Below are 20,229 nucleotides of genomic sequence, written 5' to 3' on the forward strand. Positions count from 1 at the left end.
CCGGCTGCCACGGGTCGAGCGCCGGCTCTAGCGGCCTCTCAGCTTCGCCGCAGCAATCCGCCAAGCGCACCGCGGACCAGCGTGCGGCCGATCGAGCCGCCGAGCTGGCCGCCGACCGACTTGCCGATGTTGGCAGCCATCCCGCCGATCACCTGGTTGGTGACCGATCGCGTCACGTCCCGCGCAATGACCTGGCCGGTCGAAAGACGGCCGCGCTTGACGTTGGTGCCGAAGATGGTGCCGACGATCGAGCCGATCTGACCCAGGATACCGCCGCCCCCGCCTGCCGGACCATTCGCCGTGGCCGCCGTGGCGGCGATGCGCTGCTGGAGCATCTCGTAGGCGGACTCGGAATCGACGGCGCTGTCATATCTGCCCTTCACCGGACTTGCAGCCATGATCGCCTGACGCTCGTCCGGCGTGATCGTTCCGATGCGGGCCGACGGCGGCCGGATCATCACCCGCTCGACCATCGACGGCGTGCCGTTGCCCTCGAGGAAGGACACCAGCGCCTCGCCCTTGCCAAGCTCCGTGATCACCTTGGCAGTGTCGAGCTTCGGATTGGGCCGGAAGGTCTGCGCCGCAGCGGCGACGGCCTTCTGGTCGCGCGGGGTGAAGGCGCGCAACGCGTGCTGCACCCGGTTGCCCAATTGTCCGAGCACGCGGTCGGGCACATCGATCGGGTTTTGCGTCACGAAGTAGACTCCGACGCCCTTGGAGCGGATCAGGCGGACCACCTGCTCGATCTTGTCCAAGAGCGCCTTGGGCGCATCGTTGAACAACAGGTGCGCCTCGTCGAAGAAGAACACCAGCTTCGGCTTGGCCAGATCGCCGGCTTCGGGCAGCTCCTCGAAGAGCTCCGACAACATCCAGAGCAGGAATGTCGCGTAAAGCCTGGGGTTCTGGAGCAGCTTGTCTGCGACCAGGATGTTGACCATGCCGCGGCCGTCGCGGTCGGTCCTCATGAAGTCCTTCAGCATCAACGCCGGCTCGCCGAAGAACTTGGTGCCACCCTGGTTCTCCAGCACGAGGAGCTGGCGCTGGATGGTACCGACGGTCGCCTTGGTGACGTTGCCGAACCCCTGAGCGGCCTTGCGGATCGGTTCGAGCGGATCCTCCTCAGCGTCCGCACCCTTCTTTCCGCTGCCCGGCACGATGGCATCGAGCAGCGCACGCAGATCCTTCATGTCGATCAAGGTGAGGCCGTTGTCGTCGGCGACGCGGAAGGCGACGTTGAGAACGCCTTCCTGCACATCATTGAGGTCGAGCATGCGCGCGAGCAGGAGCGGCCCCATTTCCGTGACGGTCGCGCGCACGGGGTGGCCCTGCTCTCCGAACACGTCCCAGAACACGGTCGAGAATTGATCCGGCTGAAACCTCAGTCCCATTTCGGTGGCGCGCTTGAGGATGAAGTCCTTTGCTTCGCCGATCTGACAGATGCCGGAGAGGTCGCCCTTGATATCCGCAGCGAAGACCGGAACACCGGCGCGCGCAAATCCTTCCGCCATCACTTGCAGCGACACGGTCTTGCCGGTTCCGGTTGCACCCGTGACGAGGCCGTGGCGATTGGCGAGCGCCAGCGTCAGCCAAGCCTGCTCGTCTCCCTTGCCGACGAAGATCTTGTCGTCGGTATCGCCGAGCTTGCTGTCCTGTGCGGTCATTATTCTCTCTGATCTCTCTGCCGAGCTCGCCTATTGAAACTCGGATGCTCCAGTTCCGCAGTTTAGCGCATATCGGGCACCAATTTAAACCGTCCAACGCGGCCCAAGGATGCGAGATCGCCGGACACGAGCGGACGACATCAGCCGAAAGTAGGACCAACGCGTTCGCAACGCGGCAATTTTTCGCCGATTCGATCTCGCCTCTTGCACGGCTGCAACACTTTTCGCGCGTTCGAAGATGAATCGCGCGGTGCGTGCGTTCATCGCTTGAATTTCACATTGCACCGGCTCAAGATCATCTTCGAAGTAAAACTCCGGCATGTAAACCGGTGAGGGGCGGGCCTTATGGACGAACTGATCGGACGGCTGGCGACAAACGCCAGCATAGATGGTGCTGTGGCCGAAAAGACCGTCGGCATTATCCTGGGCTTCCTCCGCAGCGAGGGCCCTTCCGACAGCGTGCAGGCCCTGATCGACCAGATCCCCGGAGCGGAAGCTGCGATCGAGGCGTCCAGGAGCGGCGGCGGCCTGTCGCGGCTGATGGGCGGCGGCTTGATGGCGGTCGGCACGCGCCTGATGGGCCTGGGCCTTGGCATGTCCGACATTCAGAAAGTCGCCCGTGAACTTTTCCGCTACGGCCGAGACAAAATCGGAGCGGATCAGATGGGCAAGATCATCGCGGGGACGCCGGGCCTCAGCCAGTTCGCCTGAGCGACGCTTTTCACATCGAGTATCATGACATATCCGATCTCAGAGATTGAGGGCCTGCCGGCCTTTGCCGCCACCAAGCTGAAGGCGCAAGGAATCCGCACCACCGATGCGCTGCTCGAGGCGGCCTCCACCGTGAAGGGCCGCAAGGCGCTTTCCGCCAAGACCGGCATCAGCGAGCAGCAATTGCTGGAATGGGCCAACGTCTCCGACTACATGCGCATCCCCGGCATGGGCAAGGCCAAGGTCGGCCTGGTCCGCGCCGCAGGCGTCACCACCGTGCGCGAACTCGCCTATCGAAATCCAGCGAGGTTGGCGCAGAGCATGCGCGAGGCCAACGAGAAAAAGAAGCTCGTCCGTGTCCTCCCCTCCGAGAAGTCGGTCGGCGACATCATCGCGAAGGCCAAGAAGCTGCCGCCGAAGATCACGTACTAGCGCGGAATGGCTTTACGTTGAATCGATCGCCGCGGGTGGTTCAGCTCTCCCGCCTGCGGGAGAGGTCGGTGCAAAGCGCCGGGAGAGGGAGTGCACCTCCGTCCCTGCGAGCAAGCCTCAGCCCATCATGCGTTAGCGGGGTTGTTCCGATCCCATCTTGTCCAACGGCCGTGCGTTCCTTCTCCGCATCCCGCGGGAACGTCCGGCCACGGCCGAACGGCCTCCACTCCCGTCTTGACTCCCCCTGCCCGACCGCGCAAAGCGGGCCGCATGAATGCCTCGCCCTCTCCTTCCGTCCCGCCGGCCGGCTCGGCAGGGTTAGATGTGCTGCGGACGCTGCTCGAACGACCGCTTCCTGCGGTGATGGGCGTGCTCAACATCACCCCCGACTCCTTCTCCGACGGCGGCAAGTTCATCGCGCCCGAGCAGGCTCTCGCACGGGCCCGGGCCATGATCGATGCCGGCGCCGACATCATCGATGTCGGCGCGGAGTCCACCCGACCGTACAAGGGCGCCCGGCCGGTCACCGCAGAAGACGAACTGGCGCGATTGAAGCCGGTGCTATCCGGCGTGGCGGCACTCGGTGTGCCCGTCTCGATCGACAGCATGAAGGCCGAGGTGGTGGCGTTTGCGCTCGACCAGGGCGCGGCCATCGCCAACGACGTCTGGGGCCTGCAACGCGACGCCGAGATGGCGCCGCTGATCGCCGCAAGGGGCGTCCCCGTCATCGTCATGCACAACCGCGACAGCGTCGATCCCGCCATCGACATCGTCGCGGACATGAAGACATTCTTCGATCGCTCGCTCGCTATCGCCGCACAGGCCGGCATCGCGCGTGACAAGATCGTGCTCGATCCCGGCATCGGCTTCGGCAAGACCGCCGAGCAGAGCATGACCGCGCTGGCGCGCTTGCGCGAACTCGACACTTTCGGCCTGCCCATCCTGGTCGGCGCCTCGCGCAAGCGCTTCATCGCCTCGGTGTCGCCGTCGGAACCGCCGGAGCGGCTCGCCGGTTCGATCGCGGCACATCTGATCGCCGCGCAGCGCGGCGCCAAGATCATCCGGACCCATGACGTCGGCGAAACCCTGCAGGCGCTGCGGGTGGCGCATGCCATCGAGAGCAAGCCATGACCGATACGATCTTCGTCAAAGGCCTGTCGATCCATGCCCGCCATGGCGTGATGGATCATGAGACGGAAGTCGGGCAGCGTTTCGTCATCGATCTCGAACTCCATACCGACCTGTCGGAGCCGTCGCGCAGCGACCGGCTCGCGGACACGGTGTCCTACGCCGACGTCGTGGCGACGACCACTGCGGCGTTCAAGAACACCAATTACAAGCTCCTGGAGCGCGCGGCGGGCGCGGTGGCCGATGCCATCCTGTCAAATTTCCCGCGCATCCGCGCCGTGAAGATCACGGTGCACAAGCCGCATGCGCCGATCGCCGCGATTTTCGACGATGTCGGCGTCATGCTGACACGCGCGCGGCATCCCTGACCATGGCAAGCGTGCTGATCGCGCTGGGCGGTAATGTCGGCGATGTCCGCGCGACGTTCCAGAAGGCGATCGCCCACATCTGCGGCATGGCGCAAGTCGCTCTGATCGCGCGCTCCTCGGACTATGCCACCCCGCCCTGGGGCGACGCCGAGCAGGAGTCCTTCATCAATGCCTGCATCGAGATCGAGACCGGTCTCGATCCACACGCGCTACTGTTCGTGCTTCAGAAAGTCGAGCAGAAGTTCGGCCGCACGCGGGACAAGGAGCGGCGCTGGGGGCCGCGTACGCTCGATCTCGACATGATCGCCTATGACGATGTCAGCTTGCAGAAGCCCGACCTGACGCTGCCGCATCCGCGCCTGTTCGAGCGCGCCTTCGTGCTCGTGCCGCTGGCCGAAATCGCGGCGGACCGCGTCATCTCGGGCATTCGTGTGCGTGACGGCCTCGCCAGCGTCTCGGCGCAAGGCATTGAGCAGCTTCCGGATACCGGTTAACCAAAAACAACCGTTTGCAGGGACGGCCTGCCGTGGCAATTTCGCCCGCGAACAACGAGACGTTTGGGAGCCCCTCGCCGCATGACCTCCGTGACTGACGACCTGCCGCTGGCGGCGGATTTTCCCAAGGCCACCGTTGAGGACTGGCGCAAGCTCGTTGACGGCGTGCTGAAGGGCGCGCCATTCGAGAAGCTGGTCGGCAAGACCTATGACGGCATCAAGATCGATCCGCTCTATCCGCGCGCCAAGGGCGTCGCTCCCGTCGTGGGGCGACCGGCCGCCGCTGCCTGGCAAATCATCCAGCGGATCGACCATCCCGATGCGGCGCTCGCGAATGCGCAAGCGTTGCAGGATCTGGAGAACGGCGCGACCGGGCTCGCGCTGGTGTTCGCCGGCGCCAATGCTGCGCGCGGTTTCGGCCTGGAACCCTCGGCCGAGGCGATCGCAAAGGTTCTGAAGGACGTTCATCTCGATGCCGGCATTGGCCTCGAGCTCGAGATCGGACCGCAATCGCGGATGGCCGCGATCCATGTCGCGGAATATGTGAAGAGCAAGGGGCTCGATCCCGCGGCCTGCAACATCCGCTTCGGCTTCGACCCGTTCGCGGCCGCGGCGGTGTGGGGCCACAGCCCCTACACGTGGGATGAGATCGCCCCCGCCGTCACCGATGCGATCAAGGGCCTTGCCGCGCTCGGCTTTGACGGACCGTTCGCGTCCGCCGACGGGCGCGTGATCCATGATGCCGGGGGCTCCGAGGTGCAGGAACTCGCCTTCGTGCTCGCCTGCGGGGTTGCTTATCTGCGTGCGATCGAAGGCGCCGGCATTCCGCTCGAGCAGGCGCAGGGCATGGTTTATGCGCGGCTCGCCGCCGATGCCGACCAATTCCTCACGATGGCTAAACTCCGCGCGCTTCGGCTGCTGTGGGCGCGCATCGAGCAAGCCTGCGGGCTCACGCCCAAGCCGCTGTTCATTGCCGCCGATACGGCCTGGCGCATGCTGACGCAGCGCGACCCTTACGTGAACATGCTGCGCGCGACCATCGCGACATTCGCCGCCGGGCTCGCCGGCGCCAATGCGATCACCGTGCTGCCGCACACTCTGGCGCTCGGCCTGCCTGATCCGTTCGCGCGGCGCGTGGCGCGCAATACGCAACTTCTGCTGCTGGAAGAAAGCAACCTTGCCAAGGTCAGTGACCCGGCGGCAGGCGCAGGCGGCATCGAGACGCTGACGGCGCAGCTGTGCGACGCCGCCTGGACACTGTTCCAGGAGAGCGAGACGGCCGGCGGCGCCTTCGCGGCGCTTCAGCAGGGCGTGTTCCAGAGCAAGGTGGCGGCCGCGCGAAAGGCCCGGGACGCCAACATCGCAAAACGCCGCGACGTGCTGACCGGCGCCAGCGAGTTTCCAAATCTGCAAGAGAGTGAAGCCACCATCCTGGAAGCGACACCGGTCACGCTCGCCCCCTACGGCGAGCAGAAGTACAAGTTCGATGCGCTGCCGCCGATCCGGCTCGCGGAACCGTTCGAGGCGCTGCGCGACAAATCCGACGCGGCGTTGAAGGCGCGGGGCGCGCGGCCAAAGGTGTTCCTGGCCAATCTCGGCACGCCGGCCGACTTCACGGCGCGCGCGACCTTCGCCAAGAGCCTCTTCGAAGCCGGCGGCATTCAGGCGGTGGACAGCGAGGGTTTTGCCGATCCGGCCAAACTGGCAGCCGCTTTCAAGGCCTCGGGCGCGCAGCTTGCCTGCCTCTGTTCCAGCGACAAGGTCTACGCCGATCAGGCGGAACCTGCCGCCTGCGCCCTGCAAACCGCAGGCAGCAGACATATCTACCTGGCGGGCCGCCCGACAGATGCCGAGGCGGCGCTGCGGGCCGCCGGCGTCACGGGTTATGTCTTCGCCGGAGGCGATGCGCTTGCCACGCTGCAGGACGCCTACCAACGGATGGAGCAGGCATGACCGAAACCAGCAAACCCGTTCTCACCGGCGGCTGCCAATGCGGCGCCGTGCGCTTTGCAGTCATGACGGCGCCGACCAGGATTTCAATCTGTCACTGCCGGATGTGCCAGAAGGCGGCCGGTGCGCCATTCGCCTCCTTTGCCGACATCAACAAGAACGATTTTGCCTGGACCAGAGGACAGCCCTCGTTCTTCCGCTCCTCCACGATCGCCGAACGCGGCTTCTGCCCTGCCTGCGGCACGCCACTGAGCTTCGGCCGCATCGACGGCGACCGCATCGAGATCATGACCGGCGCCTTCGACCGGCCTGACCGCGTGGTGCCGACGCGGCAGTTCGGCACCGAATCCCGCCTCGGCTGGGTGGTCGGCATCGCCAATCTGCCGAGCCAGACCACACAGCAGAATTACGGACCGGAGAAGATGGCGACCATCGTCAGCCATCAGCATCCGGACCATGATTGAGCGCCCTATGATATGGTTGAAGCCATGAGCCGCATTCCCAATTTCGCCGATGTCGCTTTCGAGCGAGCTGCCACGGCCGTCCCCATCGGAAACGCCGAGCCCTGGCTGACGCCGGAGGGCATTCTGGTGAAGCCTGCCTATGGCGAGGCCGATCTCGCCGGACTCGATTTTCTCGAAACGTATCCCGGCATCGCGCCCTATCTGCGCGGCCCCTACCCGACCATGTATGTCAACCAGCCCTGGACGATCAGGCAATATGCCGGCTTCTCCACGGCCGAGGATTCCAACGCGTTCTACCGCCGCAATCTCGCGGCGGGCCAGAAAGGCCTTTCGGTCGCCTTCGATCTCGCCACCCATCGCGGCTATGACAGCGACCATCCGCGTGTCGGCGGTGACGTCGGCATGGCCGGCGTCGCCATCGATTCCATCTACGACATGCGCACGCTGTTCGCTGGGATCCCGCTCGACCAGATGAGCGTGTCCATGACCATGAACGGCGCGGTGCTGCCGATCCTCGCGCTCTACGTCGCCGCCGCCGAGGAACAGGGCGTGCCGCCGGAAAAGCTCTCAGGCACCATTCAGAACGACATTCTGAAAGAGTTCATGGTGCGAAACACCTACATCTATCCGCCTGCGCCCTCGATGCGGATCATCTCGGACATCTTCGCCTACACCTCGCAGAAGATGCCGAAGTACAATTCGATCTCGATCTCCGGCTATCATATGCAGGAGGCCGGCGCGACGCAGGACCTGGAGCTTGCCTACACGCTCGCCGACGGCGTCGAATATTTGCGAGCCGGCCTTGCCGCCGGCTTGGACGTGGATCGCTTCGCGCCGCGGCTGTCGTTCTTCTGGGCGATCGGCATGAACTTCTTCATGGAGGTCGCCAAGCTGCGCGCCGCGCGCCTGCTCTGGGCGAAGCTGCTCAAGCCGTTTAATCCGAAGGACCCGCGCTCGCTCTCGCTGCGCACGCATTCGCAGACCTCGGGCTGGTCGCTGACCGCGCAGGACGTCTTCAACAACGTCATGCGCACGACAGTTGAGGCCATGGCGGCGACGCAGGGCCACACCCAGTCGCTGCACACCAACGCACTCGACGAGGCACTGGCGCTGCCGACCGACTTCTCCGCGCGCATCGCCCGCAACACCCAGCTCTTCCTGCAGCAGGAGAGCGGCACCACCCGCGTCATCGATCCCTGGGGCGGCTCCTATTATGTCGAGCGGCTGACGCGCGACCTCGCCGCCAAGGCCTGGGGCCACATCCAGGAGGTCGAGGAACTCGGCGGCATGGCGAAGGCCATCGAGGCCGGCGTGCCGAAGCTGCGCATCGAGGAGGCCTCGGCAAAGACCCAGGCGCGCATCGACGCCGGCAGGCAGGCGGTGATCGGCGTCAACAAATACAAGCCGACCGACGAGGTCCCGATCGAGATCCTGAAGGTCGACAACACCAATGTCCGCCGGCTTCAGATCGACAAGCTCAAGCGGCTCAAGTCCGAGCGCAACCAGAAGGACGTCGACGCCGCGCTCGCCGCGCTGACGCGCTCGGCCGGCGAAGGCAACGGCAACCTGCTCGCGCTTGCGATCGACGCAGCACGCGCGAAGGCGACCGTCGGCGAAATCTCTGACGCATTGGAGAAAGTGTTCGGCCGCCACCGCGCCGAAATCAAATCCATCACAGGCGTCTACAAGCGGGAGGCGTCCAGCATGGGCAACCAGGTCGAGAAGGTTCAGGCGCTGATCGATGCCTTCGAGGAGGCCGAGGGTCGTCGCCCGCGCATCCTGGTCGCCAAGATCGGCCAGGACGGCCACGACCGCGGACAGAAGGTGATTGCGTCGGCTTTCGCCGATATCGGCTTCGACGTCGACATCGGGCCGCTGTTTGCCACCGCCGATGAAGCCGCGCGGCAGGCGGTCGAGAACGATGTCCACATTCTCGGCGTCTCCTCCCTCGCCGCCGCCCATCTCACCGCCGTGCCGGAATTGAAGGCCGCGCTGAAGAAGCAGGGCCGCGACGACATCATGATCATCGTCGGCGGCGTGGTGCCGCCGCAGGATTACGACGCGCTTTATGCCGCAGGAGCCGAGGCCATCTTCCCACCAGGGACCGTCATCGCTGACGCGGCGGAGGAGTTGATCCGCAAGCTGAATGCCCGGCTCGGCCATAGCGAGGCGGCGGAGTAGCCGTCGCCCTCGAGCGTCCGGCAAGAAGGATTTGCGTCATGTTTCCCGCGCCAACGTTCATGCGCGCCGTCGCTGCAGCCGCCGTTTGCTGCGCGCTCTCCGGCTCCGCCCACGCCGCCGATCCCAAACCCGCCGACGTCGTCAAGACCAGGAGCATCGAGGCGCGGGTTTTCCTCGACGACAGGATCAAGGCGGATGCGGCGCTCGCAGCGAATTGCCTCGCCGAAGGCAGGAAATGGCTCGACAAGAGTGCGGCCGAGGCAGCAGCCTCGCGCAAGGAGGATCCGCAGTTCTTCAAGGACGGTGGCTGGGACTTCGAGCGCAAATATGAAATCCGCTCCGTCGTTGCCGACCGCTACATCAGCGTCCTCCGCAACGACTACATGAACACGCGCGGCGCGCATCCCAATTCCGACGTGAACACCATTCTGTGGGACAAGGCCGACAACAAGCGCATCTCCATCCGCCCGTTCTTTGCCGAGACAGCGGACAACGGAGCCACCATGAAGGCGATGGTGAAGGCCGTAATTGCCTCGCTCAAGGCCGAAAAGGAAAAGCGGGGCACCAGCGAGACCGCGACTGACGAGTGGTTCAAGGAGGTCGCGCCGAGCCTGCTCAAGATCGGCGCGGTGACGCTGGCGCCTTCGACCGAAGCTGGCAAAAGCTCCGGCCTGACCTTCCACTACCCACCCTATGCTGTCGGATCCTACGCCGAAGGCGAATATGTCGCGTTCGTGCCGTGGGAGACGCTGAAGCCTTATCTCACCGCGGAAGGCACCCGCATCTTCGGCGGCAGGCGCCCGAAGGGTGACGCGGACGGGCGATGAACGATGGCTAGCTGGATCGCGGGCGCGTCCGAGCCAGTCTCCGCGCCAGCGAGTCCGTCCAATCGGGAATCCAGGAGGCAAACAACGCCTGCCAGCGATCGGCATCCGCGGGTTCGGTATCGAGGGCGACCGACCATTCGATCAAGGTGCGATCGCCGGCAATGATCGGGCGCAGGCGCATGGTGCCTTGGTAACGCACCGGCGCCGGACTCCGGCCGCCGTCGTTTTCCGGATATGGCAGCGCTTCGAGACCGGCATAGGTCAAGCTATGCTGCCGGTCCGAGTGATCGACAAGGCGCTGGCGAATCCAGCTTCCGAGATAACAGAAGCGCCTGATCGCACCCACTTCGTCGCCGCGCTTGTCGTCCTCGATGACGCTCTCGCTCACGCCGTCGATATAGGCGGGATAATTGTTGAAGTCGCGGATCAGCGACCAGACTTGGTCCAGCGGGTGGTCCAGCACGGCGCTGAAATAGGCTTGGGTCATCGGTGGCTTGCCTTTGGTTTCGGTTACGCACCGAGTTTGGTTTCTTGCGCGGGCAAAACCCACCCGGTTTCCGAAGGCCGGGTTGGATGCCCAACTTTCACATGCAGCACGCGATCTCGTTGGTAGCGCTATCTTGCGGCGGCTCTGCAAAGCCGACTAGAATGACGCCATCGACAAGAGCGCCCGGCATCACGGGCGCCGCTGGGAGGCATTCAAATGTCCAAGATTTCGCGCCGCACCTTTGCGGCTTCCTCGGCCGCCGTCGCGGCATCCGCCGCTTTCGGCTTCAAGCCTGCGCTCGCACAGGCCTATCCGGCCCGGCCGGTCACGGTGATCGTGCCCTGGGGCGCCGGCGGAGGCACCGACGCCACCGCGCGCATTGTCGCAGCGCTGCTCGAAAAGGATCTCGGTCAGCCCTTCAATGTGGTCAACCGCACCGGCGGTTCCGGCGTGGTCGGCCATAGCGCGATCGCGACCGCCCAGCCCGACGGCTACACCATCGGCATGCTCACCGTCGAAATCTCGATGATGCACTGGCAGGGCCTCACGGACTTGACGCCCAAGAGCTACACCCCGCTGGCCCTCATGAACGAGGACCCGCCGGGCATCCAGGTCTCCTCCTCCTCGCCGTACAAGACGGTCAAGGAACTTGCCGACGCCATCAAGGCGGCGCCTCCCGGCAAGTTCAAGGCGTCGGGCACCGGCCAGGGCGGCATCTGGCATCTGGCCCTGGTCGGCTGGATGCAGGCGATGGGTCTGCCCGCCAATCAAGTGGCTTGGGTGCCCTCGAACGGCGCGGCACCCGCGATGCAGGACCTCGCCGCCGGCGGCCTCGACCTCACCACATGTTCGGTGCCCGAGGCGCGCGCCATCATCGAGGCCGGCAAAGCCAGGAGCCTCGCCATCATGGCACCGGCCCGCAACCCGATCTTCAAGGACGTGCCGACACTGAAGGAGGCGATGGGCATCGACTACGCGACGGGCGCCTGGCGCGGCATTGCCGGGCCAAAGAACCTGCCGCCGGAGATTGCAACCAAGCTCACAGCGGCGCTGAAGAAGGTCTACGATTCCGCCGAGTACAAAGACTTCATGAGCAATCGCGGCTTTGGCACCGTATGGGGCGATGCCGCTCATTTCGCCGGCTTCATGGACAAGGGCGATGCCCAGATGGGCGAGGCGATGAAGGCGGCGGGCCTGAGCAAGGCGTGATCTGGCATCGCGACGCTCTGATCGCCCCTCCCCGCCGGCGGGAAGAGCGAGTGCGCTTGCCAGAATTCTGACAGGACTTTTCTCATGCGTCTTCCCGACTCCGTCACGGGATCGTTTCTCGTCGTGCTCGGCGTGGCCGCCGCCTATGGCGGCTACATCTTGCCGCCGGTGCCGGGCCAGCCGGTCGGCCCGAACGTATTTCCACTGGTGATCGGCTGCGGTCTTGCACTGTGTGGGCTCGCGATCGCGTTCGGCATTGGCCATTCCTTCGAAGAGGAGGAAGAGTTGGTCCCGTTCGAGGACGGCCAGGCGGCCGCACCGCCGCCGCAAGGCAAGCTCTACGGCCTGCGCGCGTTGTTGCCGCCAGCGTTGCTGCTGTTCTACGTCTTTGCCGCGGACCGGCTCGGTTTCATCATCACCGCGGCAATCATTGTCTACATCACGTCGACCGCGCTCGGGGCGAAATGGAAGCTGGCGCTGCCGCTCGCGGCGCTCTCGCCCTTCGCCATCCACCTCATCTTCGGCAAGCTGCTGCGCGTGCCGCTGCCGGCCGGCCTGCTGCCGACGCCCTGGTGATTGATGTTGAAGACCCTGATTGATGCGTTCGCGCTGATCTCCACCTGGGAGGTCATCATCTCCATATTCGCGGCCTCGGTGTACGGGCTGGTGATCGGCTCGCTGCCGGGCCTGTCGGCGACGATGGCGACCGCCCTGCTCGTCCCCGTCACCTTCTACCTGTCCCCGATTGCGGCGATCGCAACCATCGTGGCAGCCTCGTCGATGGCGATCTTCTCCGGCGACATTCCCGGCGCGCTGCTCCGCATCCCCGGCACGCCCGCTTCTGCCGCCTATGCAGACGAGGCCTATGCCATGACGCGCAAGGGCCAGGCCGAGCTCGCGCTAGGCGCCGGTGTCTGGTTCTCCGCGGTCGGCGGCATCGCCGGCGTGCTGTCGCTGATGATCCTGGCGCCGCCGCTCGCCGAGATCGCGCTGTCGTTCTCGACCTTCGAATATTTCTGGCTGGCGCTGCTCGGCCTGATGTGCGCCACCCTGGTGGCGCGCTCCTCGCCGGTGAAGGCGATTGCCGGCATGTTCATCGGCTTGCTCGTGGCCTGCATCGGCATCGAGAATCCCGGCGGCATTCCGCGCTTCACCTTCGGCCTGACCGATCTGTTCGGCGGCATCGAGCCGATCCCGGCGCTGGTCGGGGTGTTTGCAGTCGCGCAGGTGATGCGCGCAATGCTGGCGCCCGAGCCGCCACCGCTGCCGCGACGAAAATTCGGAAGCATCCTGGCCGGCCAATGGAGGCTCACGAAGCTGTATCACTGGCAGATGACGCGCGGGAACATCGTCGGCATCATCATCGGCGTGCTGCCGGGCGCCGGCGCCGACATGGCCGCCTGGGTCTCCTACGCGATGTCGAAGCGGTTCTCAAAGGAGCCGGAGAAGTTCGGCACCGGCCATGTCGAGGGCCTGGTCGAGGCCGGCGCCAGCAACAACGCCAGCATCGCCTCGGGCTGGGTGCCTTCGCTGCTGTTCGGCATCCCCGGGGACACCATCGCGGCGATCGCGATCGGCGTGCTCTACATGAAGGGTCTCAATCCGGGCCCGACGCTGTTCACCGAGAAAGCGTCGAGCATGTACGCGATCTATCTGATGTTCATCATCGCCAACATCATGATGATCCCGCTCGGCATCGCCATGATCCGCGTCGCAGCCTACATCCTGCTGGCGCCGCGCGCGGCCATCATGCCGGTCATCATGCTGTGCTGCGCGGTCGGCTCGTTCGCGATCGGCAACAACATGTTCGGCGTCGTCACCGTCGCCGCCTTCGGCGTGATCGGCTACGTCATGGAGACGAACGGCTATCCCGTCGCGGCCATGGTGCTCGGCATCGTCATGGGAACGATGGTCGAGCAGTCTTTCGTGACCTCGCTGATCAAGTCCGATGGCAGCATCCTGCCGTTCTTCGAGCGCCCGGTCGCCGCGATCCTCGCCGCCATGGCGATCGGCGCGCTGCTCTGGCCGGTGATGGTGTGGGTATGGCGCAAGGTGAAGCGGCCACAGGCCGCGGCGGCAACATCCCGGTGATTCCAGGCCAGCAGCCCTCGCCTGCCCCGCCGGGGCGTTGTAAAGCAGGGCATGATCGAGAAGAAGGCTTCGCTGGACATCAAGACCCTTGCCCGCGACTTGCGCGCCGGCAGCCGTGCTGCCCTTGCCCGCGCCATCACGCTTGTTGAGAGCCGGCGCGGCGATCATCAGGCACTCGCACGTGAGCTGGTGCAGATGCTGTTGCCCGACACCGGCAAGGCATTCCGCGTCGGTATCACCGGCTCGCCCGGCGTCGGCAAATCCACCACGATCGATGCACTCGGGATGTATCTGATCGCACAGGGCCACAAGGTCGCGGTGCTCGCGGTCGATCCGTCCTCGGCGCGCAGCGGCGGCTCGATCCTCGGCGACAAAACGCGGATGGCACGGCTGTCGGCGTCCGCGGATGCCTTCATTCGCCCCTCGCCGTCGTCTGGCACGCTCGGCGGTGTCGCCGCCAAGACGCGCGAGGCCATGCTGCTCTGCGAGGCCGCCGGCTTTGACGTCGTGCTGGTCGAAACCGTCGGCATCGGCCAGTCCGAGACGGCGGTCTGCGACATGACGGACTTTTTCCTCGCACTCATGCTGCCGGGTGGCGGCGACGAACTTCAGGGTATCAAGAAGGGCCTCGTCGAACTCGCCGACATGATCGCGATCAACAAGGCCGACGGCGACAACCTCAAGCGCGCCAAGATCACCGCGGCCGACTATCGCAGCGCGCTGCATATTCTCGCCCCGAGGTCCGAGCATTGGCATCCCCCGGTCGAGACCTATTCGGCACTCACCGGCGATGGCATCGCAACGATATGGCAAAAGGTCCTCGATCACCGGAAAGCGATGAACGCGTCCGGTGATTTCGCCGCGCGGCGGCGCGATCAGCAGGTGAAGTGGATGTGGTCAATGCTGGAGCAGCGCATGCTGGCGCGGCTGCGCAGCGAGGCATCGGTGCGAACGAAAGTCCGGAAGATCGAAGCCGAGGTTGCCGACGGCCACCTCACCCCCGCCCTCGCAGCCGAGCGGATTCTGGAGTTGCTGCAATGACCGGCCTGCGCATTCTCCTCACCGGCTTCGGCCCCTTCCCCGGCGCGCCCTATAATCCGACCGAGCCGCTCGTGGCGCGGCTGACCCGGCTGCGCCGGCCGGCGCTCGACGATGTCGCGATCTCGAGCCACATCTTCCCGGTGACTTACGCCGCAGTCGACCGGCAATTGCCTGAGGTGCTCGCGGAGGTGAAGCCGGATGCGCTGCTGATGTTCGGCCTCGCCGCACGGACGCCTTACCTGCGCATCGAGACTCGTGCGCGCAACGCCGTTACCATGCTCTGGCCCGACGCCGCCAACACCCGCTCGAGCAAGCGCGGGATCGCCGGCCACGCCGACGCGATGACGTTCGGGCCGCATACGGCGAGGCTGCTGCGCGCGGCGTGCCTCACCGGCATCGACGCGCGCGCCTCGCGCGATGCCGGCGCCTATCTCTGCAATTACCTGAGCTGGCGCGCAATCGAACGCGTCAGGGCTGGCGGGCCACAGCTTGCGGCGTTCATCCATATTCCCCTGCTTGCGCGCGGCGGCGCGGTACGGCGCAAAGGAGCGCCACGCATCACGCTGGAGGAACTGGTGGACGCAGGGGAAGCCATGCTGATGGAGACGGTTCGGCTGGCAAGGAAGACACGCAGCCCGCTTGCGTAAACATTTAACCCTACCGCGAACAATTCTCACGATCCCCGCCGCCCTGCGCTACCTAGTCGGCGCGGACACCCTCCCGCGTCCGCCGGAGGACGCGTCATGGACCTCAATCGCCGTCATCTCATCGGAGCCTCGACTGTCGGCGTCGCCGGCGCTCTGACCATGCCTGCCGACGCTGCGCGCGCCGCGCCGCTGACGTCGCTGCTCGGCCGCGACGCCACGCAATACGGCGTGCGGCCCGGCAGCAACGAGGACCAGACGCGCGCGTTGCAGCGCGCCATTGACGAGGCCGCGCGGACGCAAATGCCGCTCGCCTTGCCTCCGGGCATCTACCGCAGCGGATCTCTGCGCCTGCCGAACGGCGCACAACTGATCGGCGTGCGCGGCGCGACCAGGCTGGTCTTCACCGGCGGGGCCTCGATGATCCAGAGCGACGGCTCCGATGCGATCGGCCTCACCGGTATCACCTTCGACGGCGGCAACATCCCGCTGGCGACGCGGCGCGGGTTGATCCATGTACTCGGCGGGCGCGACGTTCGCATCGCCGATTGCGAGATCACCGGTTCGGGCGGCAACGGCATCTGGCTCGAGCAGGTCGCGGGCGACATCTCCGGTAACATCTTCACCAGTATCGCGGTGACGGCGGTGGTCTCATTCGACGCCAGGGGCCTCAGCGTTTCCCGCAACACTATTCTCGGCACAAACGACAACGGCATCGAGATCCTGCGCACGGCGATCGGCGATGACGGCACGCTGGTTGCCGATAACCGCATCGAGAACATCAAGGCCGGTCCGGGCGGCTCCGGCCAGTACGGCAATGCCATCAACGCCTTCCGCGCCGGCAACGTGATCGTGCGTGGCAACCGCATCAGGAACTGCGATTACTCGGCTGTGCGCGGCAATTCGGCCTCGAACATTCACATCACAGGCAACAGTGTCAGCGACGTGCGCGAGGTGGCCCTCTACTCCGAGTTCGCGTTCGAAGCCGCGGTGATCGCCAACAACATTGTAGACGGCGCAGCCGTCGGCGTATCCGTCTGCAATTTCAACGAAGGCGGCCGCATCGCGGTGGTCCAGGGCAACATCATCCGCAACCTGATCCCGAAGCGGCCGATCGGCACTGCGCCGGACGACGACGCCGGTGTCGGCATCTACATCGAAGCGGATTCATCTGTGACCGGCAATGTGATCGAGAATGCGCCGTCCTACGGCATCGTCGCCGGCTGGGGAAAGTATCTGCGCGACGTTGCGATCACGGGCAACGTGATCCGCAAGGCGCTGGCGGGTGTCGGCGTCTCCATCGTGCCGGGCGCCGGCACCGCGCTCGTGAACAACAACATGATCTCGGAGACCCCGCGGGGCGCCGTCGTCGGTCTCGATCACGCGCGTGCCGTGACACCGGATCTGTCGGCCGACGGCGCACAGCGATTCGCCCAGGTGGTGCTCGGCGGCAATGCGGTGCGAAGGTAGGCATGGCTGACGGACGGGCCGTTCATCCTTCGAGGCTCACTCCGCGGTGCTCTGCAGCCGCGAAGTTCGAGCCTCAGTGATGACAGGGGAGAGCCCCTCTCCCGCCGCCCTAGAACGCGTTCCTGAGCAGCGGGTACTTCGCTTCCAGGCCGTCGAGGCTGAAGGTGAATTCGACCACGCGCTCGGGGGCCGCGACGATCTCCTCGGCCGGCGGGGCGAATTGCGGCAGCAGCGCTGCCATAGCCGCAGGGGCGGCCTTCGGCAGCTGCGCGGCGGGCGCTGCTGCCGGCGGCCTCACTTCCGGCGCGGTGAACGGCGCCATGGCGGCAGGCGCGAGCGGCGACCGTATGGCAGGTGCGGTGAGCGCAGGCTTCGCAGCGGGAGCCTTGAGCGGTGGCATCTCGGGGGGCGCGGTGAACGAGGCCGCTGCGGCAGGCGCAGATGCGACACGCGGCGCGATCGGAGCTTCGGCCATCTCGGCCAGAATGTCCGGCTTCGGATCGAGCCTGACCGGCACGGCGGTTTCGAGAGCAATGTGGACGGCCTTGGGCTGCATGATCTGCCCCTGTTGCGCCCGAGGAAACACGCGCGGCATCGTCGCGGGCGACCAGCCGAATGCAGGCGTTACGCTCGCAGCCGCCTCGGCGACATCCCCGCCAGTCGCAAGCGCGCGCCAAGTCTGGACGGCACGCTTGGCTTCCTGGATGTTTTCGAGAAACGCGATCTCAGAATGATAACGGCGCCAGCGCCCGGTCTCGAACATCTCGGAGAGATGTTGCAGGCGCTGCTCGGCAAGAGCGCACCAGCGCGCCGCGATGTCGCGGCCTGCGACCGCGTCGCGAATAAACTCTTGGCGATGTGTCATGAACCAGCCCGTCGTGAGAAATTACGGACGCGGGGACGCAACGCACACGAATCAATTTAGACGCGACATGAATATTTTGTGGAAAAGTTTTGACTTGTCCAGCAACGACACGAGCTCCGTCATCAAACACCGTAGTCGTGCGGATTTTTCCTAGGGTGTCGGAGTCAAGCTTCGCACAAGCATACCGGAGTTGCGGCGCGTCGGGCGAACCTCAGCGACCGACGCCCTACCGCTCCTCAGCCGACAGAACGAATGCGAGGCCTGTCAAAATGGGATGCCAAAAGAAAAGACCCGTCCGGGGGGACAACCGGACGGGTCGAGCCATATGGGCGCTTGGGGTGGATGGGCGCTCGCGCCTGATATGACTGATGGGGAGGGATGACCGCTCCCACATAATTTGGTCGTGGCAGCTGGCTGAACGTTCAATGCAGGGTTCGCTTTTTTGAGCTCGGCCGGGCGCGCATCTTTGTCGCAGCCGCTATCGAGTGGCCGGCCTATCCATCTGAGAAATCGCGGATTTATCGTCCGAGCTCGACAGCGAGGGCTGCTCGATCGCACGGCTGCCGGGCGCATCGCGACGCTTGTCGGCGTCTTCACGTTTTGTTGTACCGGACGCGGCCGCGACCGGCGTCGCGCTGTTGGCGGGAACGGCCATGACCGCGGCAAATGCGTCGGTCTGACCGTCGCCGAAAAGCTCGTCGCGCCCGGGTGAGCCGCGGTCACGCGCGGTCTTCGCCAGCGTCATGCGCAGCGCTTCCGGCTTCAAGGCATGGTTGCGCTCGAGCAGCAGCGCGGCGACGCCGGAGACATAGGCGGCTGAGAATGAGGTCCCCGACGTCATCTGGTATTTGCCGTCCGGTGCCGGCAGGAAGATGTCGACGCCAGGGGCTGCGACCGCGATGTAGTTACCGCGATTGGAGGCGGAGAACAGCTTGTCCTGCTGATCCGTCGCGCTGACCGCGATCACATTGGGATTCGCGGCCGGATACAGCGGCGGAGATTTCGCACCGGCATTGCCGGCGGCCGCGACCAGCACGAGACCTCGCGCGGCCGTCGCGGCGATTGCGCGCTCGATCACAGCGTCCTTCGGACCGGCGAAGCTCATATTGACGATCTGCGCACCGTGCTCGGCGGCGTAGTTCAGCGAGCGCAGGATGATGTAGGACGAACTCTCGGTGCCGCCGTTGGCGCCGCCGAAGGCCCGGATGGCGATGATGCGCGCCTCGGGCGCGCTGCCCATCAGACGGGCGTGCGCCGCGATCGCCCCGGCGATGCCGGTGCCGTGGACGTGCGGCCCCTCGGCACTGCCGAGCGCGTCGAAATTGTCGGCGATGGAATTGGCGAGTTCGGGATGCCTGGTGTCGATCCCGGAATCGATCACGGCAATTGTGACATTGGCGCCTTGCGCCAGCGTATGCGCCTGCGGCAGCCGAAGCTTTGTCAGCGCATATTGCGCAGGATCTCCCTCGGTCGTCCGCGACGATTTCTGGTCCTGGAGCGCATATCGGAAGTTCGGCTGGAGCGAGCGCACGCTGGCGTCCGCGGCGAATTCGCGCCGCACCGTCTCGTACGGCCGGCCGTCAGTGATACGGAACAGGCCGAACGTCGCCCCGATCAGCGGGAAATTTTCGGAAGCGACGCGGGTCAGGCCGTGGCGACGCGCCAGCTCGTCGGCCTCGGTCGTCGACAGCGCACCGTCGATCTCGGCGACGAATTCGCCGGCAATGCTGCGAGAGGTGACCACGGCCGGCGTGTTGTTGCCACGCCCCTTGCCGGCGCTCTTCTTGGCTGATTTGCCCGCGCCCTCGCCGCCTGCATTCGACTGGCCAGAGCATTCGCCGTCGGCCGCGCGATGGGGAGCGGTACAGGCCGGATAGAGGTTCGGCGAGTAGCGCGCATGGGGCAGCACCGGCGTCGTCGGCCGTACGCGCGACGTCGTGGCATTGGGAATGGTCGCCATCGTTCGCGGGCCGCGATCGACGCTGACGGCACGCGCAGCCACATTCGGGCTGACCCGCGGGGCAATGCTCGGAGAAATGGTCGGCGTGCGCGAGGGAACGCTGATCGTTGGCGTTCGCATGATCGCCTGCGCCTGCGCCACGTCGAAGCCGAGGCAGGCGGCGACCAGAAGCGCGGCTCCGACCGACGAACCGTAGGCCACGGCGCGTACCTTCGTCTTGGACTGGCCCGTCATCGGCTTGAGCGG

General features: G+C 65.6%; 19 protein-coding genes. 15 read left to right on the forward strand and 4 right to left on the reverse strand.

The features are described 5' to 3' along the window. Nucleotides 1-38: 38 nt before the first annotated feature. Complete coding sequence (locus tag K408_RS0117755; protein ID WP_024339795.1) at nt 39-1,661, reverse strand: helicase HerA-like domain-containing protein; 1,623 nt, start codon at nt 1,659-1,661, stop codon at nt 39-41. 345 nt (nt 1,662-2,006) lie between these two features. On the opposite strand from K408_RS0117755, the gene K408_RS0117760 reads away from it, so the two are divergent. The 9 genes from K408_RS0117760 (at nt 2,007) to K408_RS0117800 (ending at nt 10,216) form a co-directional block, all read left to right on the forward strand. Next, the gene (locus K408_RS0117760) at nt 2,007-2,372 is read left to right on the forward strand and encodes a hypothetical protein (RefSeq protein ID WP_024339794.1); all 366 of its coding nucleotides are present in this window, start codon (nt 2,007-2,009) and stop codon (nt 2,370-2,372) included. Between the two features lie 24 nt (nt 2,373-2,396). Next, complete coding sequence (locus K408_RS0117765; RefSeq protein ID WP_024339793.1) at nt 2,397-2,804, forward strand: DUF4332 domain-containing protein; 408 nt, start codon at nt 2,397-2,399, stop codon at nt 2,802-2,804. 270 nt (nt 2,805-3,074) lie between these two features. After that, a complete protein-coding gene (folP, locus tag K408_RS0117770; RefSeq protein WP_024339792.1) occupies nt 3,075-3,935 on the forward strand; it encodes a dihydropteroate synthase in 861 nt (286 codons plus the stop codon). Further along, nucleotides 3,932-4,300, forward strand: coding sequence for a dihydroneopterin aldolase (folB, locus tag K408_RS0117775; RefSeq protein WP_024339791.1), 369 nt, complete (start codon nt 3,932-3,934; stop codon nt 4,298-4,300). Before folP ends, folB begins: the two co-directional genes overlap by 4 nt. A gap of 2 nt (nt 4,301-4,302) precedes the next feature. After that, nucleotides 4,303-4,794 (forward strand): 2-amino-4-hydroxy-6-hydroxymethyldihydropteridine diphosphokinase, encoded by a 492-nt coding sequence (folK, locus tag K408_RS0117780; RefSeq protein WP_024339790.1) that lies wholly within the window; start codon nt 4,303-4,305, stop codon nt 4,792-4,794. Between the two features lie 81 nt (nt 4,795-4,875). Beyond that, complete coding sequence (locus K408_RS0117785; RefSeq protein ID WP_024339789.1) at nt 4,876-6,747, forward strand: methylmalonyl-CoA mutase family protein; 1,872 nt, start codon at nt 4,876-4,878, stop codon at nt 6,745-6,747. Continuing rightward, nucleotides 6,744-7,208, forward strand: coding sequence for a GFA family protein (locus tag K408_RS0117790; RefSeq protein WP_024339788.1), 465 nt, complete (start codon nt 6,744-6,746; stop codon nt 7,206-7,208). The genes K408_RS0117785 and K408_RS0117790 overlap by 4 nt, the downstream gene beginning before the upstream one ends. A gap of 24 nt (nt 7,209-7,232) precedes the next feature. Continuing rightward, nucleotides 7,233-9,389, forward strand: coding sequence for a methylmalonyl-CoA mutase (gene scpA / locus K408_RS0117795; protein WP_024339787.1), 2,157 nt, complete (start codon nt 7,233-7,235; stop codon nt 9,387-9,389). Nucleotides 9,390-9,448: 59 nt separating this feature from the next. Then, complete coding sequence (locus tag K408_RS0117800; protein WP_024339786.1) at nt 9,449-10,216, forward strand: RsiV family protein; 768 nt, start codon at nt 9,449-9,451, stop codon at nt 10,214-10,216. A gap of 7 nt (nt 10,217-10,223) precedes the next feature. Here the strand turns inward: K408_RS0117800 and K408_RS0117805 are convergent, their stop codons facing one another. Further along, nucleotides 10,224-10,703, reverse strand: coding sequence for an SRPBCC family protein (locus K408_RS0117805; protein ID WP_024339785.1), 480 nt, complete (start codon nt 10,701-10,703; stop codon nt 10,224-10,226). A 216-nt stretch (nt 10,704-10,919) separates the two neighbouring features. Here K408_RS0117805 and K408_RS0117810 point away from each other — a divergent pair, with 216 nt between their 5' ends. The 6 genes from K408_RS0117810 (at nt 10,920) to K408_RS0117835 (ending at nt 17,158) form a co-directional block, all read left to right on the forward strand. After that, nucleotides 10,920-11,912, forward strand: a complete 993-nt coding sequence (locus tag K408_RS0117810) for a tripartite tricarboxylate transporter substrate binding protein (RefSeq protein WP_024339784.1) — start codon at nt 10,920-10,922, stop codon at nt 11,910-11,912. A gap of 84 nt (nt 11,913-11,996) precedes the next feature. Next, a complete protein-coding gene (locus K408_RS0117815) occupies nt 11,997-12,488 on the forward strand; it encodes a tripartite tricarboxylate transporter TctB family protein (protein ID WP_024339783.1) in 492 nt (163 codons plus the stop codon). Nucleotides 12,489-12,491: 3 nt separating this feature from the next. Further along, nucleotides 12,492-14,003 carry a tripartite tricarboxylate transporter permease gene (locus K408_RS0117820; RefSeq protein ID WP_024339782.1) on the forward strand — a complete coding sequence of 504 codons (1,512 nt, stop codon included), beginning with the start codon at nt 12,492-12,494 and terminating at the stop codon, nt 14,001-14,003. Nucleotides 14,004-14,054: 51 nt separating this feature from the next. Next, nucleotides 14,055-15,044, forward strand: coding sequence for a methylmalonyl Co-A mutase-associated GTPase MeaB (gene meaB, locus K408_RS0117825; RefSeq protein WP_024339781.1), 990 nt, complete (start codon nt 14,055-14,057; stop codon nt 15,042-15,044). Continuing rightward, nucleotides 15,041-15,691, forward strand: coding sequence for a pyroglutamyl-peptidase I (locus K408_RS0117830; protein WP_024339780.1), 651 nt, complete (start codon nt 15,041-15,043; stop codon nt 15,689-15,691). Before meaB ends, K408_RS0117830 begins: the two co-directional genes overlap by 4 nt. 96 nt (nt 15,692-15,787) lie before the next feature. Continuing rightward, on the forward strand, nt 15,788-17,158 hold the full coding sequence (locus K408_RS0117835; RefSeq protein WP_024339779.1) for a TIGR03808 family TAT-translocated repetitive protein: 1,371 nt from the start codon (nt 15,788-15,790) through the stop codon (nt 17,156-17,158). Nucleotides 17,159-17,267: 109 nt separating this feature from the next. Here K408_RS0117835 and K408_RS0117840 read toward each other — a convergent pair whose 3' ends face one another. Together K408_RS0117840 and K408_RS0117845 are read right to left on the reverse strand one after the other, a co-directional pair. Continuing rightward, entirely contained in the window at nt 17,268-18,023 is a 756-nt protein-coding gene (locus K408_RS0117840) for a TIGR03809 family protein (protein WP_051160674.1), read from the reverse strand. Nucleotides 18,024-18,501: 478 nt separating this feature from the next. After that, entirely contained in the window at nt 18,502-20,217 is a 1,716-nt protein-coding gene (locus K408_RS0117845; protein WP_024339777.1) for a S8 family serine peptidase, read from the reverse strand. Between the last annotated feature and the right edge of the window lie 12 nt (nt 20,218-20,229).

The organism is Bradyrhizobium sp. in8p8 (assembly GCF_000426845.1).
Lineage (GTDB): Bacteria > Pseudomonadota > Alphaproteobacteria > Rhizobiales > Xanthobacteraceae > Bradyrhizobium > Bradyrhizobium japonicum_C.

What these genes read in the sequence shown, in the direction of transcription:
- meaB (WP_024339781.1), top strand. Translation starts at nt 14,055, where the DNA reads ATGATCGAGAAGAAGGCTTCGCTGGACATCAAGACCCTTGCCCGCGAC.
- K408_RS0117790 (WP_024339788.1), top strand. Translation starts at nt 6,744, where the DNA reads ATGACCGAAACCAGCAAACCCGTTCTCACCGGCGGCTGCCAATGCGGC.
- K408_RS0117800 (WP_024339786.1), top strand. Translation starts at nt 9,449, where the DNA reads ATGCGCGCCGTCGCTGCAGCCGCCGTTTGCTGCGCGCTCTCCGGCTCC.
- K408_RS0117765 (WP_024339793.1), top strand. Translation starts at nt 2,397, where the DNA reads ATGACATATCCGATCTCAGAGATTGAGGGCCTGCCGGCCTTTGCCGCC.
- K408_RS0117840 (WP_051160674.1), bottom strand. Translation starts at nt 18,023, where the DNA reads ATGACACATCGCCAAGAGTTTATTCGCGACGCGGTCGCAGGCCGCGAC.
- K408_RS0117785 (WP_024339789.1), top strand. Translation starts at nt 4,876, where the DNA reads ATGACCTCCGTGACTGACGACCTGCCGCTGGCGGCGGATTTTCCCAAG.
- K408_RS0117805 (WP_024339785.1), bottom strand. Translation starts at nt 10,703, where the DNA reads ATGACCCAAGCCTATTTCAGCGCCGTGCTGGACCACCCGCTGGACCAA.
- K408_RS0117760 (WP_024339794.1), top strand. Translation starts at nt 2,007, where the DNA reads ATGGACGAACTGATCGGACGGCTGGCGACAAACGCCAGCATAGATGGT.
- K408_RS0117835 (WP_024339779.1), top strand. Translation starts at nt 15,788, where the DNA reads ATGGACCTCAATCGCCGTCATCTCATCGGAGCCTCGACTGTCGGCGTC.
- folK (WP_024339790.1), top strand. Translation starts at nt 4,303, where the DNA reads ATGGCAAGCGTGCTGATCGCGCTGGGCGGTAATGTCGGCGATGTCCGC.
- K408_RS0117755 (WP_024339795.1), bottom strand. Translation starts at nt 1,661, where the DNA reads ATGACCGCACAGGACAGCAAGCTCGGCGATACCGACGACAAGATCTTC.
- folP (WP_024339792.1), top strand. Translation starts at nt 3,075, where the DNA reads ATGAATGCCTCGCCCTCTCCTTCCGTCCCGCCGGCCGGCTCGGCAGGG.
- scpA (WP_024339787.1), top strand. Translation starts at nt 7,233, where the DNA reads ATGAGCCGCATTCCCAATTTCGCCGATGTCGCTTTCGAGCGAGCTGCC.
- K408_RS0117830 (WP_024339780.1), top strand. Translation starts at nt 15,041, where the DNA reads ATGACCGGCCTGCGCATTCTCCTCACCGGCTTCGGCCCCTTCCCCGGC.
- K408_RS0117845 (WP_024339777.1), bottom strand. Translation starts at nt 20,217, where the DNA reads ATGACGGGCCAGTCCAAGACGAAGGTACGCGCCGTGGCCTACGGTTCG.
- folB (WP_024339791.1), top strand. Translation starts at nt 3,932, where the DNA reads ATGACCGATACGATCTTCGTCAAAGGCCTGTCGATCCATGCCCGCCAT.
- K408_RS0117820 (WP_024339782.1), top strand. Translation starts at nt 12,492, where the DNA reads ATGTTGAAGACCCTGATTGATGCGTTCGCGCTGATCTCCACCTGGGAG.
- K408_RS0117810 (WP_024339784.1), top strand. Translation starts at nt 10,920, where the DNA reads ATGTCCAAGATTTCGCGCCGCACCTTTGCGGCTTCCTCGGCCGCCGTC.
- K408_RS0117815 (WP_024339783.1), top strand. Translation starts at nt 11,997, where the DNA reads ATGCGTCTTCCCGACTCCGTCACGGGATCGTTTCTCGTCGTGCTCGGC.